This window comes from Mycobacterium attenuatum, from assembly GCF_900566085.1.
Lineage (GTDB): Bacteria > Actinomycetota > Actinomycetes > Mycobacteriales > Mycobacteriaceae > Mycobacterium > Mycobacterium attenuatum.
In genome coordinates this window covers 41,626-59,146 of the sequence record NZ_UPHT01000092.1, presented here as the reverse complement: position 1 = coordinate 59,146, position 17,521 = coordinate 41,626, and the positions used below count along the sequence as shown (strand labels likewise).

Sequence of the window (17,521 nt, the reverse complement as noted above, 5' to 3'; positions counted from 1 at the left end):
GCGATGAGGCAGTGGGGGCGAACTGCTCGATGAGAGTCGCGATCACCGGGGCCAGCGGAGTACTCGGCCGGGGTCTTGCCGCCAAATTGCTGAGCCAGGGCCACCAGGTTGTCGGTGTCGCCCGTCATCGGCCCGAAAGCTGGCTCAGTGCAGCCGATTTCATCACAGCAGATATCCGCGATGCAGCTGCGGTCGAGCGTGCGATAACGGGCGCCGACGTCGTCGCGCACTGCGCATGGGCCAGCAGTCCGGGTCCGGACAGCCGCATCGGTGCGCAGGTCAATATCGATGGCACACGCAACGTCCTGGAAGCGATGAGCAACTCCGGGACGGGACGGATTGTGTTCGTCAGTTCGGCCCACGTCTACCGTCAGGGGCAGAGCCCGGCCACCGAAACCGACGACCTCGCACCGAATTCCATTGAGGGCCAACACCAAGCGCGGGTCGAGCAGATGCTGGCGGACTCCGGAGTGCAGTGGGTGTCGGTCCGCTCGGCGCTGATTGTCGGCCGCAGCGTCGACAATTGGGTGCGCCGGGTCTGGGCTTTGCCGGTATTCCCCTGCGGATCAGGCGATTCCGTTGTGCAGGTGGTCCACGTTGACGACGTGGTTCGGCTACTGATCCGGGCGATCCTGAGAGCCGACAGCGGTGCGGTGAACCTGGCCGCTGCGGGTCAGCCGACGTTCCGCCAGATCGCTGCCGCGCTGGGACGCCCACTTCTGCCGGTGGCCGCCGGGGCGTTACAGCGTATCTCGTCCTGCGCCGAACTTGCACTGGTGCAACGAGTTCCGACGATGGACACGTCACGGCTGAACGACGAGTGGGGTTTCCGGCCGGCATGGGTGGCCGTGGAGGCCGTTGACGACTTCGTCCTGGCGGTGCGCGGCCGGGTCTCCGTAGGCAGCCGGGTGCTCGCCCTGCCCTGGCGGCTGGCCACTATCCAGGACCTTCCCGCCGTCGACGCCCCGGCCGAAGACGGCGTCGTTCCCAGACTGGCTGGACCGCAAGGGGCTAACGGCGAGTTCGACACCCCGATCGACCCGCGGTTCCCGACCTTCCTGGCGACCAACTTATCCGAGGCGCTGCCCGGTCCGTTCTCGCCGTCGTCGGCGTCGGTCACCGTGCGCGGCCTTCGTGCCGGCGGTGTGGGTATAGCCGAACGGTTGCGGCCGGGCGGGGTGATCCAACGCGAAATCGCGATGCGGACGGTGGCGGTGTTCGCCCACCGGCTGTACGGGGCCATCACGTCGGCGCATTTCATGGCCGAGACCGTGCCGTTCGCCAAACCCGCGATGATCGTCAGCAACAGCGGATTCTTCGGCCCCAGCATGGCCTCGCTTCCCATCTTCGGTGAGGAGCGCCCGCCGTCGGAATCACGCCGCGCCCACAGGCTGTTGCGCACCATCCGCAACATCGGGGTATTCGGTGTCAACCTCGTCGGGTTGAGTGCCGGTTCGTCGCGTGACACCAGCGACTATCTCGACGACGTCGACCGTCTAGAACATTTGACCCGCGACATCTCGCAGTTGGATGACCGCCGGCTGCTGAGCCTGATCTTGCTGGCGCGGGACCACGTGGTTCACGGCTGGGTCTTGGCCTCCGGGTCATTCATGCTGTGTGCTGCCTTCAACGTGTTGCTGCGCGCCCTGTGTGGTCGAGACACCGCGCCGGCCGCCGGACCGCAATTGGTCAGCGCACGTCCGGTGGAAGCCGTGCAGCGACTGGTGGCGGCGGCCCGGCGGGACCCCGGTGTGCTGCGAGTGCTGGCCGAGCCGGGGGATCGCCTTGGCAAGCTCGCCGTGGCGGCACCTGAGTTTCACGCCCTGGTGTGGCAAGAGCTTTCGTTGATCGGCCATCGCGGTCCGGCCGAGGTGGAGATGCTGTCGACCAGCTATGCAGACAACCCCCAGCTGCTGGTCGGAATGGTGGCCAAGGCATTGAGCGCGCCGGCGCCGCAACCTCAGCACTCAACAATCCCATTGCGGGCCAAGGCTATTGCGATGCTCGCGGCGCGCCAACTGCGTGATCGGGAAGTCCGGCGCGACAAGATGGTCCGGGCGATTTGGGTGCTTCGCGCTCTGCTGCGCGAGTATGGGCGCCGGCTGGCCGAGGCCGGTGTCGTCGAAAGCCCCGAGGACGTGTTCTATCTGCTGGTCGACGAACTCGATGCGCTGCCTGACGACGTCGCCGCGCTGGTGGCCCGACGCCGGGCCGAACAACGCAGGCTGACCGCCGTCGTTCCGCCTACTGTGTTCAGCGGGCGTTGGGAACCATCGGCCGGGTCATCGTCCGCATTGGGAGCGGGGGACACATTGCGTGGAGTCGGCGTTTGTGGTGGCCGGGTCCGCGGCCGGGTGCGGATCGTGCGTCCGGAAACCATCGATGACCTGCAGCCGGGCGAAATTCTGGTGGCCGAGGTCACCGACGTCGGCTACACCGCCGCCTTCTGTTACGCCGCTGCCGTGGTCACCGAACTCGGCGGCCCGATGTCCCATGCGGCCGTCGTGGCCCGCGAGTTCGGCTTCCCGTGTGTGGTCGACGTCCAGGGCGCAACGCGATACCTGCAGCCGGGCGCACTCGTCGAGGTCGACGGCGGCACGGGGGAGATTCACGTGCTCGAGTTGGCTTGCGGGGGCTTGGCGAGCGACTGAAATCACTTGCGTCACTATGGTTTCAGGAGTCTCGGGCCGGGGAATTTTGTCGATACACCGAGACAGCATTCGAACATGCGCTCGGATAGCGAGTCGGTGGTCGCGGTGCTTGACCGGCTCGACGATGCGATCGACGACTTGACTGAGTTGTCGTTTGAGGCGCTGACAACTCCGGAGCGGTTGCGATTGCTCGAGAGGCTCGGCGCGCCGGTTGCCGGCAGCCCAACATGCCCTGATCAACCAGATCGGCGAACAGTCTAGCGAGGAGGAGCTGGGCGCCACCGCTGCCGCCCAGCGCGACGGCCATATCGGCGCGGGCCACCTGCGGGTGATCCGCGACTTCTTTCGTCACCTGCCTGTCGAGGTGGACGTCGAGATTCGCGAGAAAGCCGAAGCTCATCTGGCCCGCCTGGCGACCCGGTTCGGCCCTGACCAGCTGGCCAAACTAGCCCAGCGGCTGATGGACTGCCTCAACCTCGACGGCACCTTCACCGATAAGGACCGGGCACGGCGACGCGGATTGACCTTGGGAAAGCAAGGCCTTGACGGAATGTCGTGCCTTAGCGGCTGGCTGGCGCCGGAAGCGCGCGCCACGTCGGAGGCGGTGTTGGCCAAATTGGCCGCTGCGGGCATGTGTAATCCCGGAGGACGAGAGTCCGGTGGTCGATGGTCCGCCTCCCGAAGAGGTGGCGTAACGCGACACCCGTAACACCGCCCAGCGCGATCATGACCGTCTTGCGCGCGCGGTTGGCCAGCCGGAATCTGTGGTGGCACAACGGCTTACCGGCCAGCATCATCGTGTCCACCACGCTCAAAGACCTCGAATCGGCATCCGGTAAGGGATTGACCGGCGCTGGCAGCCTGTTGCCGATGTCAGATGTGATGCGTCTGGCTCGTCACGCGAATCATTACCTTGCGATCTTCGACGGCGGCCAAGCCCTGGCGCTTTATCGCAGTAAGCGCCTGGCGTCACCGGGACAGCGAATTGTCTTGTACGCGAAGGATCGTGCTGCACGGCGCCCCGCTCGCCGCCCGGCTGTGACGTGCCAGGGTATCGCTGCGAGTTCCATCATGTGCGGGAATGGGCCAGCACCGCTCGCACCGACATCGACCAACTCACCCTGCCTGCGGACCCGACCACAAACTCCTCGATAAGGGTTGGATTACGCGGAAACGCGCCAACGGCGACATCGAGTGGCTGCTGCCGCCGCATCTTGATCACGGGCAACCACGAACCAATGGTTTCCACCACCCAGAGAAGGTACTCACCGACGACGATGCAAACGACCCCGCCGTAGAGCGCCGTCGCAGTCAACAGCTGAAGGCCGTACCCACTCCATCCGGCGGCGGCACCGTGCGCGGGCAACCAAACGGTTCGACGCCGCCAACGCTCAATCGCACCGCGGACTGGTGGGCGTAGTTCATGAAGAACAGCCCGGCTTGATCGGTACGACAGCGGTAATCGCCGAACGACAATGAGTCCCCGTTCGCCAGCTCGGGCCCGTTGCCGTTGACGAACGGCCCCGGATCGCCGCGGGCGGCTCCGACCTGCGCCGTAGTCCCGTCGAAGTTGACCCAGCCGGCTTTCCATTCGCCGTAGGCGGTGGCCGGAGCCGGCGGGGGATTAGACAGGCTGACCAGGCAGAGCAGTGCGCTGCCGGTGTGCTTGGAGTCCGTCAGACACAACACTTTGCCGGCCTGGGCGGCAAACGCGATGTCGTCGCCCAGTTCGGTGGTCACGCCGTCGCGGATCATGCTGTGGTAGCGCCGGGGATCGGCTGGATGACCTGCTTCTATCCAGGCGATGACAGCCGAGATCGGGGCACCCGCCGCCGGCGGCGACGACGCGGCGGACCCGGCTGGCGGTTTGCCCGCCGCCGAAGCCGACGACACCGGCGACGTTGGCGTGCTGGTTGGCGTGCTGGTTGGCGTGCTGGTTGGCGTGCTGGTTCGCGATAGCCCTGGGTGGCTGCCGATGTCGTGCGAGCACCCGGCAACCAGCAATGGCACTGCGACCAGGACGGCGATCCGCATCGATTCAGGCTAGCGGCCTCGGCGTGGCTAAAGGTGCTGCCCATCCGGTGTGCCCAAAGAATCCGCTAACGTCGGGTTATGCACGAGCGCACCGTCCGCGCACGCACGGCCACCGGCATTGTCGAAGGCTTCACCCGCGACGGCGTGCATCGCTGGCGATCCATCCCCTACGCCAGGCCGCCGGTGGGGCCGTTGCGTTTCCGGACGCCGCAGCCGGCGCAACCCTGGTCCGGTGTGCGGCACTGCCACGGGTTCACCAACTGCGCGCCCCAGCAACGCCGCTACACGATGCTCGGCGTGGGCAGGTATCAGCCGATAAGCGAGGACTGCCTCACCCTCAACGTCGTCACACCCGAAGCCCCCGCGTCGGAATCACTACCGGTCATGGTCTTCATCCATGGTGGCGGCTACATTATGGGCAGCTCGGCCACTCCGATATACGACGGCGCCGCGCTGGCCCGCCGGGGCTGCGTCTACGTGTCGGTCAACTACCGGTTGGGTGCGCTGGGCTGTCTGGACCTGTCGTCGCTGTCGACGGCCGACACCAGCATCGAGGGCAACTTGTATCTGCGCGACTTGGTGCTGGCCTTGCAGTGGATCCGGGCCAACATCGCCCAATTCGGTGGTGACCCCGACAACGTCACCATTTTCGGGGAGAGTGCCGGCGCGCATATCACCGCTACATTGCTGGCCGTGCCGGCCGCGAAAGGGCTTTTTGCACAGGCTATTTCAGAAAGCCCCGCAGCGGGAATGGTGCGTCCCCGCGAGACGGCCGCCGAGTTCGCGGCACGCTTTGCCGATCTGCTGGGCGCCCGTGCGCGTGATGCCGCCAGCGCACTCATGCGGGCAACCCCGGCCCAGCTGGTGCAAGCCCAGCACCGCCTGATCGAGCAAGGCATGCAGAAACGTTTGGGCGCCTTCCCCCTTGGCCCCACCTTCGGCGACGACTGCCTGCCCGTCGAACCCGTCGAGGCGATGCGGTCCGGGCAATCCCACCAGGTGCCACTGATCGTGGGCACCAACGCTGAAGAGGGCCGGTTATTCACCCGCTTCCTCAAGATGCTGCCGACCACCAAGGCGATGATCGACGAACTACTGGCCGACACGGAACCGGCCACCAGGGAACGCATAACCTCGGCCTACCCGGACTATCCCAAGCCGTCGGCATGCATTCAACTTGGCGGGGATTTCGCGTTCAACGCGGCGGCTTGGCAGATTGCCGAAGCGCACGGCGCGCACGCTCCTACTTATCTCTACCGCTACGACTACGCCCCGCGGACCCTGCGCTGGTCTGGTTTCGGTGCAACGCACGCGACCGAGCTGCTCGCCGTCTTCGACATCTACCGGACCACCTTCGGCGCGGTGCTGACCGCTGCCGCCGACCGGGGACATGCGCTGCGGGTCAGCGACGAAGTCATGAGCCGCTGGCGGTCTTTCAGCCAGACCGGTGTGCCAGGCGACGACTGGCCGGCCTATACGTGCAACCGGCGAGCAGTGCTGGTGATCGACCGCAAGTGCCGCGTCGAGTTCGATCCGCACCAGCACCGCCGGCTGGTCTGGGACGGCTTTTCGCTGGTGCAGTGATCATGAATTCGGACAGCGAGCGCGTCATTGAACGACCGGGTGATCTCACCGCGTCGTGGCTGACCGCGATGATCGGTGCCGGCGCCGTCACCGATTTCACCGTCGAGCGCATCGGCACCGGGCAGATGAGCGAGTGCTACCGCGTCGTGCCGGCATACGCAGCAGCCGCCGGCCCGCAGTCGGTGGTGCTGAAGGTTGCGGCCACCGATCCGATGAGCCGGCAGACCGGCCAGTCGCTTGGCCTCTACCAACGTGAGGTCCGGTTTTACCGCGACATCGCGCCACGCCTTGACGGACCGGTAGCCCCTTGTTATCACGCGGCGGTCGACGCCTCGACCGGCGCGTTCGACCTGCTGCTCGGTGACGCCGGACCGGCTGTCGTCGGCGACGAGATCGTAGGCGCTACAACCGAACAAGCTCGCCTGGCGGTCAGGGAGTTGGGACGGCTGCATGGGCCGCTGCTCGGTGACGCGGCGCTGGCAGAAGCGCCGTGGCTGCACCGTGACGCCCCACTGAACCAGGCTATGATCGCCGCACTCTACGCCGCCTTCGTCGAGCGCTATGGCGACCAGATCACTGCCGAGTGCCGTGCAGTCTGTGACCGGTTGGTGGCCGCGTTCGACGGCTACCAGGAGGCTGTCCGACGCGGAATCCAGGGGCTCGTCCACGGCGATTACCGTTTGGACAACCTGCTTTTCGGTGCAGTCGGAGCCGAGCGGCCTTTGACGGTGGTCGACTGGCAGACGGTTTCCTGGGGACCGGCGATGACCGATCTGGCTTACTTTCTCGGCTGTGCGCTACCGACGCCAGACCGCCGGACCCACTACCAGGACCTGCTGCGGACCTATCACGAAGCCCTGGGGCCCGAACCGTCGATCAGCCTGGCCGATGTCGCCGAAGGTGTCCGTGGGCAAAGCTTTTTCGGCGTCATGATGGCAATCGTCTCGTCGATGCTGGTCGAACGCACCGAGCGGGGTGACCGCTTGTTCATGACGATGCTGCAGCGCCATTGCGATCACGTGCTCGACACCGATGCCCTGGCGATACTGGCGGCAGCGGAGCGACCTGAGCCGCTGCGGCCTTCGGAAAACGACGAACTCGCCCACACACCGACCGACGAACCGCTGTGGAGTGAGAGTTGGTACGCCGACTTCGTCGACGCGCCACAGGGATTGGGCGGCTGGTTCCGTCTGGGCCGGATTGCCAATCAGCACACCGCATGGGTGCACGCGCTGTTATGCGGGCCCGGCTTGCCGACCGTGGCCGTCGTCGGCGTCGACGTTCCGCTGCCCGACGATGCGTGGTCGGTGCGCACCGATGCCATTGAGCTGGCGCACGCGGTCACCACCCCGCTGCAGACCTATCGTGTCGACTTGCGGGCGCGCGGTCATGCATACGCCGACCCCGCGGCCTTGCTGCGCGGTGAGCCCGGAGATCCGGTCGAGGTGACGGTGCACCTGGTCTGGACAACCGACGGAATTCCGTATCAGTATCGTATGACGTCGCGGTACGAAATCCCTTGCACCGTTTCGGGTTTCGTCACCGTCGGCGGGGCAGACTATCGTCTTGACGCCGTTCCTGGGCAACGCGACCACTCCTGGGGAGTACGCGATTGGTGGAGCATGGATTGGATGTGGAGTGCCGTGCACCTCGACGACGGCGCCCACCTGCACGGTGTCCGGATCCAGATCCCGGGCGCACCGGCGTTCAGCGTCGGCTACATCCAAGACGCTGCCGGGCGGCTCACCGAGCTGCAGACGGTGAGCGTCCGGGATAGCTTCGGCCCCGACGGTTTACCGCTGCACGCGACGCTGAGCTTCGATCCCGGTGAGCTCACCGCGAACGTCGAGGTACACGCGCAAGCACCGGTGTTGCTGTTAGCAGCCGACGGCCGGGTAAGCCACTTCCCGCGTGCCTGGGTCGGCGTCAGCACCGCCGACGGCCGCAGTGGTGTGGGCTGGCTGGAATGGAACCGCAATCAGGCGTGAGCACGGGCAGGTCGCCGATGCGTTGTCCCGTTGTGGTGATGGGTGTTTCGGGGTCTGGCAAGTCGACGGTGGGTGCGGCGCTGGCCCGGCGGTTGGGGGTGCCGTTCCTGGACGCCGACACCGTGCATCCACCGGCGAACATCGCCAAGATGGCCGCCGGTGAACCCCTCGACGATGACGATCGCCACCCCTGGCTGCAGCGGGTGGGGCAGTGGCTGGCCGCCCACCGCGGAGGTGGGGTGGCCAGCTGCTCGGCGCTCAAACGCAGCTACCGCGATCAACTGCGAGCCCATTGTCCCCAGCTGGAATTTCTGCATCTGGGCGGCTCCGCGGATGTGATCGGCCGCCGATCGGCCAACCGGGCCGGGCACTTCATGCCGGTTGAGCTCCTGCGATCGCAACAGGACACGCTCGAACCGCTCGGCGGCGACGAGTCAGGCGTGGTCGTGGACGTAGACCAGGACGTCAGCGCGATCGTCGAAAGCTTCTTGGCTAGCGCCAAAGGCGCCGGCCCTGGCCCTTGACCTGTTCACGTGCGGTGTCGGCAACGTGGCCGCCGCGTGCCGCGGCGGTGTCGGCGAGTTGGGAGCCCTGATGACGCACGGTCTCGGCGAGCTCCAGGCCGCGCGAGCGAGCCTTACTGGCCAGCTTTTCACCGCGCGCCCGCGCCGCCTCGGCCAGTGGCGCGCTTTTTTCGGCCGCGGTTCCGGCCAGGTGGCGACCGCGCTCCAGCGCAGCTTCGGCGTACGGCGCGCCGCGTTCGGCAGCTGTTTCGGCCAGTTCCCGGCCACGCTCGGCTCCGGCCTTCAGGCCGTGGACGATCTTGTCGCCGAGCTCAGCTCCCAACGGCATGTCGTCGGATCCCGGCAGCGTGGAGGACACGGCTTCGGAGAGCCGGCTCGCGGCGCGCCGGCCGCGCCACGCCAGCGATGGCTTGCCCGCGGTGTCTGCCGACGCGATGATCAGCCCGCCCAGCAAGCTCAGGTCGGTCAGGAATTCGCGGCGTTTCTGCGCCTTGAGCGTCGGATCGGGTTCACTCCAAAACATGTGGGCGCCAAGGTTTCCCGGTATCACTGTCAATGCCAGCGCCGCCGAAGCGAGGCGGGGGAGCCGGCCGGTAGCCAGCAGCACGCCGCCCCCGATCTGTACGGCCGCGTTGATCTGAGCGAAGGTCTCGGCATTGGACGGAATACTGCTGCCGAGTGGATCCGGCAGTGTCCGGAGTCCGCTCACGGTGGGCTGGGCGGCTTCCGCCGCGGGCTTGGGGTTGAGCAGCGACTCCACGCCTTGGCCGATGAACGCCGCTGACAACATGGGTCGTGCGATTCTGCGAATCAACATGGGCGGGGTATTCCCCGGTCCGGCTGCCGGCAAACCGACAGCGCCGGCCGCCGGAGCCCGCGGCGGCCCGCAACCGCTGGGATTAGGGTGGACATCGTGCGAGCGCTGATCATCGTCGACCTGCAGACCGATTTCTGCGACGGCGGCTCGGTGCCGGTGCCCGGTGCCGACCGGCTGGTGCACGCGATCAACGGCTACCTGGCCGGCCGGCCGGACTACGAGCACGTGGTGGCCACCAAGGACTTCCATATCGATCCCGGTGGGCATTTCTCCGAACACCCGGATTATTCGTCGTCGTGGCCGGCGCACTGCCGTGCCGGAAGCCGCGGCTCCGACTTTCATCCCGAGCTCGATACCGGCCACCTCGGGGCCGTCTTCCACAAGGGAGCCTACGGCGCCGCCTACAGCGGAGCCGAGGGTGTCGACGAGCACGGCGTCACGCTGCCGGAATGGCTGCGCCAGCGCGGTGTCGACGAGGTCGACGTGGTCGGTGTCGCCACCGATCATTGCGTGCGGCACACCGCCGCGGACCTGGCCCGGGCAGGCTTCACGACCAGGGTGCTGCTGGACCTGACTGCGGGCGCCTCGCCCGATACCACCAACGAGGCGCTGAGCCAGCTGCATACCGCCGGCATCGAGTTGGTCCGGAGCCGCTGATGGTACGGCCGGATCGCGAAGAACTGCTGGCTACCGTCGAGCGGTCGCCCCGGGCCGCCGCTGCCCACGACCGCGACGGCTGGGTGGGCCTGTTTACCAGCGACGGCCGGGTCTACGACCCGGTGGGTTCGCAGCCGCACGTGGGCCACGCGCAGATCGGCCGGTTCTTCGACACGTTCATCGCCCCGCGAGATATCAAATTTCATCGCGACCTCGACATCGTCTGCGGCTCGGTCGTCCTGCGCGACCTCGAACTCGAGGTGGCAATGGCTCCCGCGGTGACCATGTTTGTGCCCGCCTTTCTGCGTTACGATCTGCGAAAAGTCAACGGCGACTGGAAGATTGCCGTGTTGCGGGCCTACTGGGACCTACCGGCGATGATGTTGCAGTTTCTGCGAACCGGATCACCTGCGATACTGCCCGCGCTGAAGCTGTCGCAGGGGCTGCTGGGCAACCAGGGCCTGCGTGGCACCGCCGGCTTCCTGACCGGATTTCGCCGGGCGGGGACGCGGCACAAAAAACTGGTGACGACCTTTCTCGACGCGGTGGGACGCGGCGACACGGACACCGCGGGACATATGCTGTCGCCAACTGCGGCAATGACTTTGGGCGATGACGACATACTGGACCCGGCCGAACTGGCACACCAGCTCGACCGCGCCAGCTCGACGAAGATCAACGGCGCCGGCTCAACGGTGACGGTGTCGCTGGCATCCGATCACGGGCGCGGGATACTGTTTGCCGAGCTATCGAGGCGCGGCAACCACATCAACCGGATCCGGTACTTTCCAGCGTGATTCGGTCAGGCCGTCGGTAGCTCTCACAGGTCGCTGCGCACGGTGTGTGCCGCGGCGACCGACATCTGCGCGATCTCTTCGATGAGGTCGTCGCGCGACACGGTGAGCTTTCCGTCGAGCCAACTGGTGACGGCCTTGGCGGTGCCGGCCACGATCACCAGGGTGGCGAGCCGCAGACGATGGTATTGGCTCTTGTCGCTGCCGGTCCCGGCGAGCAGCAGCTGGGTCAGCAGCTCGGCCAGTTCGTGCTCGGCCCCGCCGACGGTGTCCTTGACCAACTCACCGCCGATCAGCTCGGTGAACAAGCGCGCCTTGCGCGGATCATCGGTCAGCACGGTGATCACCCGCCCGATGCCGACCCGCGCGCGATCTATCAGCTCCGCGGCCGAATCGGCCATCGAATCGAGGACGCCGCCGGTGATTTCGGCGAGCAAACGCTGCGCCAGGGCCTCGAAAAGCTCGTCACGGGTGCGGAAGCTCTCATAGAAGTACCGCTTCGACAGACCGGCCTGCCGGCTGACCGCCTCGACGGTCGTTGCGGCCATCCCGGCGGTCCCGGCGACTTCCAGGCACGCATCGAGCAACTGATTGCGGCGCTGATCGCGTCGCGCCTCCGCGCTGACGCCGCGAAATGGCCGCACGACGGGGATCACGACGCCATCTTGGCACAGCGTCGCACGCCTGAGTTGCTGGGACCGAGGCGTCCGCTTTAGGGACTTTCGGCCCTACGGCCAAAACATGACACCTGTCAATATTGTCGGAACGATTCCGTTCCTACTTTGTGGCAGGGGACCCGATGCCGAGCCTTCCCACCGTGCCGCGATCGTTGGCTGCACGGGTTGCCCAGTTACACCGCAGGAAGCCACTTCCGGTCACCGTGGCGCGTCCCGATGGCCCCTCTCGGCGGTGGGCACAGTCGGCGACGACGCCGGCGCGACGTCACGTCCGCGTTGCCGAGGTGATCCACGAGACCGTCGATGCAGTGACGCTGGTGCTGGAGGTGACCGACGGCCGCCCACTGGAGTTTCGCGCCGGGCAGTACCTGACGCACTGCTTCGACATCGACGGCGCGACCGTCAAACGGGCATACTCGATCTGCGCCGCCGAGGGTGATCGGCTGGCCTGTACCGTCAAGGCGATCGACGGCGGCGTTGTGTCGGGCTTCGTGCACCGCAAGGTCGCTGCCGGATACGAGTACGCGGTGCTGGGGCCAACGGGCGAGTTCGTCCTTCCCGACGTCGACGAAAATGACTCCGTGCCGCTGGCATTCTTGGCCGCCGGCAGCGGCATTACACCAGTGATCAGCATGATAGAAACCGAGCTGCGACAGCAGCCCCAACGCGAGATCTCGCTGGTGTATGCCTCGCGGCGGCAAAGCGAGATCATCTTCGCGCGGCGGCTGTCGGCATTGGCCGCCGCTCATCCGCGGCTGCGGGTGGTGCACGTGCTCTCGCAGCCAGCGCCGGAATGGCCGGGGGAGGCCGGGCGGCTCACCGGCGAGCGTGCCGCCGCGCTCTTGGCGCCACGCCGGGATGCCCAGATATTTCTTTGTGCCCCAACAGGATTGATGGACAGTACCACGGCAGCGCTGACCGACGCCGGCGTCGCGGTCAGTCGCATCCATCGAGAACGCTTCTATGCCGCGCCCCAGCACACCCGCACGGTGCCGACCCAACCGCACGACGTTCAGTTCCGCGCCTCGGGCCGTACCGTTACCCAGCAGCCCGGCGAGACGATTCTGGAGGCGGGCCTGCGCGGCGGATTGAAGCTCAACTTCAGCTGCACCGTCGGTGGCTGCGCCGCATGCAAGCTCAAGGTGATCAGCGGCGCGGTGGCCGTCGACGAACCGAACTGCCTGAGCGAACAGGAACGGTCGGAAGGCTACATCCTCAGCTGCTCGGCATACGCCCAAGAAAGCGTCGTCCTCGACGCGTGACCGCAGGAGGTTGGAGATGACTTCGGCAGTGAAGACTTCGGTGGAATCGATGGTGCGCGGCCTGCCGATCAAGGCGCAGAACAAGATTCACAAAACCCTCGACAGTGTGGGGGTGATGCTGTCGGTGCAGAACCCGAAAGTCGCTCTCTCCATGGCGCCTTCGGCCGTGCGTGGACTGGTGCTGGGCAAAGGCAAGCGTGGTGACCACGTGGACATGCCGGCCCACCACAGCGCCCATTTCCGGCTCAACTACCAAAGCGACTTCACCGAGATGTACGAGCTGTACCGGCGCGCGGTATCCAAGCAATGGGACGGTGAGGCCGACCTGCCGTGGGAGCTGGACGTCACCCCGGACAACCCGGACGCGCAGATCCTGCCGCGCAGCTTCGTACCGTTCACCGAAATCGAGGGGTTCGGCGTGCGGCTGACGGCGCTGGAGGAGCGCAAGCTGACGTGGGACATCGCGGCGTGGCTGCTCAGCCAGTTCATGCACGGCGAGCAAGGCGCGCTGTTCGCTTCGGCTCAGGTGACCGAGTGCGTGCACTGGACCGACGCGAAGCTCTACGGAGCAACCCAGGTCATGGACGAGGGCCGGCACCTCGAGGTGTTCCTGCGTTATCTGGACACCAAGCTCGAGAAGATCTACACGGTTAACGACAATCTGTTCGTCCTCATCGACGAGCTGATGACCGACGGCCGTTGGGATTTCAAATTCCTCGGCATGCAGATCATGATCGAGGGCCTGGCGTTGGGCGCCTTCACCACCATTTACCAGCAGACGCGCGAGCCGCTGCTCAAACAGTTGCTCAAGATGGTGATCCAGGACGAAGCCCGCCATGTGCACTACGGCGTGCTGGCCCTGCGCGATCACATCACCCAGAACATCTCGGAGAAGGAACGCCGCGAACGCGAAGACTGGGTCTATGAGGTGGCGCTGCTGATGCGCAACCGGTTCCTGATGCACGAGGTGTACGAAGAGTGGTTCTCCCACAAGGTGCCGCTGAAGGTCTGGGACGAACAGATGCTGGACTCGCCAAGCATGGTCAAGTTCCGCAGCATCATGTTCGAACGGCTCGTACCCAACCTCGAATACATCGGGCTGATGAGTGACCGGATCAAGACCCATTACGAAAAGTCCGGCCTCACCCAATATCTGGGTGGCAAGAACGCCACGCAGCTCAGCGAGGACGATCTGACCGTGGACGCGAGTCACGGCTACGACCACGACGACACGCCCGCGGAATTGCAGGAGTTGGCCGCGGGAACCTCGGCCTAAAGCCGGGTGGCGCAGATCGCGCCCGTGGGCCGGTACTGACCCGCCGGACGGGAAATCCACCCGCGCATCGTCATCCCGGGAAGACCGCAGCAGTATCGGTGCCCATCACATACAGTCGGCACCGGAATCGAGGCCCAGAACCGGGAGCAGCATGTTCGACAAGCCGTTCGCACGGCGGCGCCTGTTGCAGGCGACGGGAGCACTCGCCGCGACACCGCTGGCATCGTGGACGGCCGGCTGCGCCTCCGACGACGACGCCCTGACCTTCTTCTTCGCCGCCAACCCTGAAGAAGCAGACGCCCGGATGCGCATCATCGAGGAGTTCTGCCGCCGCCACCCCGACATCAGGGTGCGAGCGTTGCTGTCCGGGCCGGGACCCCTGCAGCAGATATCGACGTTTTGCGCGGGGGGGAAGTGTCCCGATGTGCTGATGGCGTGGGAGTTGAGCCACGCCGGGCTGGCCGACCGGGGTGCGTTTCTGGACCTCAACACCATGCTGGCGCGTGACCGCGGTTTCGCAGCGGAGCTGAAGTCGGACAGCATCGTGAACCTGTATGACACCTTCACCTACAACGGAGCCCAATACGCCCTGCCGGAGCAGTGGTCGGGGAATTACCTCTACTACAACAAGCGACTCTTCGCCGAGGCGGGGGTTCGGCCGCCGCCCACGAGCTGGGAGCAGCCGTGGGGTTTCGCCGAATTCCTCAATGCCGCTCGCGCGCTCACCAAGCGCGACGCCACCGGACGGGTCAGCCAGTGGGGGTTTGTCGATACCTTCGTTCCCGCCCTCTCCGCCGGACTGTTCGCCATGAACAATGGCGTACCGTGGTCCTCGCCGCAGATGAACCCGAACCATCTCAATTTCGATCAGGACGCCTTCATCGAGGCCGTCCAGTTCTACGCCGAGTTGATCACCACGCACAAAGTGGCGCCCACCGCATCCGAATTGCAATCGACGGCCACGCCCGAACTTTTTTCCTCGGGTAGGGCGGCGATGGCGCTGGGCGGCCATTGGCGCTACCAGACTTTCGACCGGGCCGACGGCCTGGACTTCAACGTCACCACCCTTCCCCTTGGCCGCAACGGGCACGCGTCGTGTTCCAATATCGGCGCCACCGGACTGGCCATTGCGGCCACCAGCCGTCGCACCGAGCAGGCTTGGGAATTCGTCAAGTTCGCAACCGGACCCGTCGGCCAGGCACTGATCGGTGAGACAAAGCTCTTCGTACCGGTCTTGTGGTCCGCGATCGACTCCGCCGGATTTGCCGAAGCGCACCGCAGGGTCGACAATCTCGCCGTGCTCACCGGTGGACCGGGGCATTCGCAAGGGCTGCCGATCACGCCGGTGTGGCCAAAGGTCTACGCCCTGATGGAACGCGCCTTCGGACCCGTGCTGCGCGGGTCGCGCCCGGCGGCATCGCTGGCCGGGCTGGCGCCCGCCGTCGACGAGGTACTGCGAAGTCCATGAGCTCGATCAGGTCGCCGCGCCTACCCGAGCCGGTAGCCGCGAAACGCACGGGGAGGCATAGCCTTTGGCGCCGACGGTCATGGGCCGGCCGGCTGTTCGTCGCCCCGAACCTGGTTGCGGTCGTGGTGTTCATGCTCTTTCCGCTCGGGTTCTCGCTGTACATGAGCTTTCAGAGCTGGGACCTGTTCACCCCGCCCAGGTTCGTCGGTCTGCGGAACTTCCGGCACCTGTTCACCGCTGACCCGCTGTTTTTGATCGCGGTGCGCAACACGCTCATCTTCACCCTCGGGACGGTGCTGCCGACGCTGCTCATCAGCCTCGTCATCGCGGGCGTGCTGAACCGGAAAGTTAAGGGAATCAGCATCTTTCGCATCATCGCGTTCCTGCCGCTGGCCATCTCGTCGGTGGTGATGGCGGTGATCTGGCAGTTCGTCTTCGACACCAACAACGGATTGCTCAACATCATGCTCGGCTGGCTGAGAGTCGGCCCGATCCCGTGGCTGATCGAGCCCCGGTGGGCGATGGTCTCGCTCTGTCTGGTCAGCGTATGGCGCAGCGTGCCGTTCGCGACCGTCGTCCTGCTGGCCGCCATGCAGGGGGTGCCCGAAAGCGTCTACGAAGCGGCCAAAATCGATGGAGCCGGTGAGATCCGCCAGTTCGCGTCGATCACGGCGCCGTTGATCCGGGGCGCCATGTCGTTTGTGGTCGTCATCTCGATCATCCACGCGTTCCAGGCCTTCGACCTCGTTTATGTCCTCACCGGCGCCAACGGCGGACCGGAAACCGGGACCTATGTGCTGGGCATCATGCTCTTCCAGAATGCCTTCGGATTTCTGGAATTCGGCTACGCGTCTGCTCTGGCGTGGGTGATGTTCGCCATCCTGCTGGTGCTGACCGTGCTGCAACTGCGCCTCACCCGGCGGCGCTCCTGGGAGGTTGCGCGTGGGCTCGGCTGATCGGGTGGTCACGCGCAACATCTTTCGCGCGGCCGCGGTGTACATCGCGCTGATCGGCATCGCATGGTGCGCGCTGTTTCCGATCGTGTGGGCGCTGTCGGGTTCGCTGAAGGCGGACGGGGAGGTCAGTGAACCGCGGCTGGTTCCTGCCCACCCGCAGTGGTCCAATTACGGTGAGGTGTTCAAGCTGATGCCGTTCTGGCGAATGTTCTTCAATACCGTGCTGTATGCCGGATGCGTCACGGCCGGCCAAGTGTTCTTCTGCTCGCTCGCCGGATACGCCTTTGCGCGACTGCAGTTTCGCGGCCGCGACACGTTGTTCGTGATGTATCTGGGCACGTTGATGGTGCCGCTGACGGTCACCGTGATCCCGCAATTCATTCTCATGCGGACCATGGGATGGGTGGATACGCCGTGGGCGATGATTGTGCCGGGCTTGTTCGGTAGCGCTTTCGGCACATACCTCATGCGGCAGTTCTTCCTCACTCTCCCAAACGACCTCGAAGAGGCGGCGATTCTGGACGGGTGTTCGCCCTGGCAGATCTATTGGCGGATCCTGTTGCCGCATGCCAGACCGGCGGTGATGGTGCTGGCGGTGCTCACCTGGGTCAATGTGTGGAACGATTTTCTGTGGCCGCTGCTGATGATCCAGCGCAACAGCCTGGCTACGCTGACACTTGGCCTGGTGCGGTTGCGCGGCGAGTACGTGGCGCGCTGGCCGGTATTCATGGCGACGTCGATACTGATCCTGCTGCCGTTGGTAGTCGTCTACGCGGTGGCGCAGCGTTCCTTCATCCGCGGTATCGCCGCGACCGGGCTCGGCGGGTGATCCG

The 17,521-nt window shown here is 65.8% G+C and carries 14 protein-coding genes and 1 pseudogene; 12 read left to right on the top strand and 3 right to left on the bottom strand.

Annotation, left to right across the window (positions count from 1 at the left end; genetic code table 11):
• Positions 1–29 precede the first annotated feature (29 nt).
• Complete coding sequence (locus EET13_RS15715; protein WP_122443154.1) at positions 30–2,651, top strand: sugar epimerase family protein; 2,622 nt, start codon at positions 30–32, stop codon at positions 2,649–2,651.
• A 75-nt stretch (positions 2,652–2,726) separates the two neighbouring features.
• A pseudogene (locus tag EET13_RS15710) lies at positions 2,727–3,939 on the top strand (HNH endonuclease signature motif containing protein); the annotation flags it as partial.
• A 23-nt stretch (positions 3,940–3,962) separates the two neighbouring features.
• Here the strand turns inward: EET13_RS15710 and EET13_RS15705 are convergent.
• Entirely contained in the window at positions 3,963–4,685 is a 723-nt protein-coding gene (locus EET13_RS15705; RefSeq protein WP_122443153.1) for a hypothetical protein, read from the bottom strand.
• 78 nt (positions 4,686–4,763) lie between these two features.
• On the opposite strand from EET13_RS15705, the gene EET13_RS15700 reads away from it, so the two are divergent.
• Genes EET13_RS15700 through EET13_RS15690 form a run of 3 tightly spaced genes read left to right on the top strand, consistent with a single transcriptional unit; the run spans position 4,764 to position 8,781 of the window.
• The gene (locus tag EET13_RS15700) at positions 4,764–6,269 is read left to right on the top strand and encodes a carboxylesterase/lipase family protein (protein WP_122443152.1); all 1,506 of its coding nucleotides are present in this window, start codon (positions 4,764–4,766) and stop codon (positions 6,267–6,269) included.
• 2 nt (positions 6,270–6,271) lie between these two features.
• Positions 6,272–8,257, top strand: a complete 1,986-nt coding sequence (locus tag EET13_RS15695; RefSeq protein ID WP_122443151.1) for a DUF7064 domain-containing protein — start codon at positions 6,272–6,274, stop codon at positions 8,255–8,257.
• A gap of 17 nt (positions 8,258–8,274) precedes the next feature.
• Positions 8,275–8,781, top strand: a complete 507-nt coding sequence (locus EET13_RS15690; RefSeq protein ID WP_122443150.1) for a gluconokinase — start codon at positions 8,275–8,277, stop codon at positions 8,779–8,781.
• Here the strand turns inward: EET13_RS15690 and EET13_RS15685 are convergent.
• The gene (locus EET13_RS15685) at positions 8,750–9,598 is read right to left on the bottom strand and encodes a DoxX family protein (RefSeq protein ID WP_122443149.1); all 849 of its coding nucleotides are present in this window, start codon (positions 9,596–9,598) and stop codon (positions 8,750–8,752) included. The genes EET13_RS15690 and EET13_RS15685 overlap by 32 nt on opposite strands.
• 96 nt (positions 9,599–9,694) lie before the next feature.
• On the opposite strand from EET13_RS15685, the gene EET13_RS15680 reads away from it, so the two are divergent.
• A complete protein-coding gene (locus EET13_RS15680) occupies positions 9,695–10,255 on the top strand; it encodes an isochorismatase family protein (RefSeq protein WP_122443178.1) in 561 nt (186 codons plus the stop codon).
• Positions 10,255–11,052 carry a ketosteroid isomerase family protein gene (locus EET13_RS15675; protein ID WP_122443148.1) on the top strand — a complete coding sequence of 266 codons (798 nt, stop codon included), beginning with the start codon at positions 10,255–10,257 and terminating at the stop codon, positions 11,050–11,052. The genes EET13_RS15680 and EET13_RS15675 overlap by 1 nt, the downstream gene beginning before the upstream one ends.
• A 23-nt stretch (positions 11,053–11,075) precedes the next feature.
• On the opposite strand, the gene EET13_RS15670 is transcribed toward EET13_RS15675, so the two are convergent.
• Entirely contained in the window at positions 11,076–11,705 is a 630-nt protein-coding gene (locus EET13_RS15670) for a TetR/AcrR family transcriptional regulator (RefSeq protein WP_122443147.1), read from the bottom strand.
• Between the two features lie 143 nt (positions 11,706–11,848).
• Between EET13_RS15670 and EET13_RS15665 the strand changes: the two genes are divergently transcribed.
• The 5 genes from EET13_RS15665 (at position 11,849) to EET13_RS15645 (ending at position 17,517) form a co-directional block, all read left to right on the top strand.
• Positions 11,849–12,988: a ferredoxin--NADP reductase gene (locus EET13_RS15665; RefSeq protein ID WP_122443146.1), complete on the top strand. Its 1,140-nt coding sequence runs from the start codon at positions 11,849–11,851 to the stop codon at positions 12,986–12,988.
• Between the two features lie 16 nt (positions 12,989–13,004).
• The gene (locus EET13_RS15660; protein ID WP_122443145.1) at positions 13,005–14,264 is read left to right on the top strand and encodes a ferritin-like domain-containing protein; all 1,260 of its coding nucleotides are present in this window, start codon (positions 13,005–13,007) and stop codon (positions 14,262–14,264) included.
• Between the two features lie 151 nt (positions 14,265–14,415).
• A complete protein-coding gene (locus tag EET13_RS15655) occupies positions 14,416–15,732 on the top strand; it encodes an ABC transporter substrate-binding protein (protein ID WP_122443144.1) in 1,317 nt (438 codons plus the stop codon).
• Entirely contained in the window at positions 15,729–16,688 is a 960-nt protein-coding gene (locus tag EET13_RS15650) for a carbohydrate ABC transporter permease (protein WP_122443143.1), read from the top strand. Before EET13_RS15655 ends, EET13_RS15650 begins: the two co-directional genes overlap by 4 nt.
• Positions 16,675–17,517 (top strand): carbohydrate ABC transporter permease, encoded by an 843-nt coding sequence (locus EET13_RS15645; protein WP_122443142.1) that lies wholly within the window; start codon positions 16,675–16,677, stop codon positions 17,515–17,517. Before EET13_RS15650 ends, EET13_RS15645 begins: the two co-directional genes overlap by 14 nt.
• The last annotated feature ends 4 nt before the right edge of the window (positions 17,518–17,521 follow it).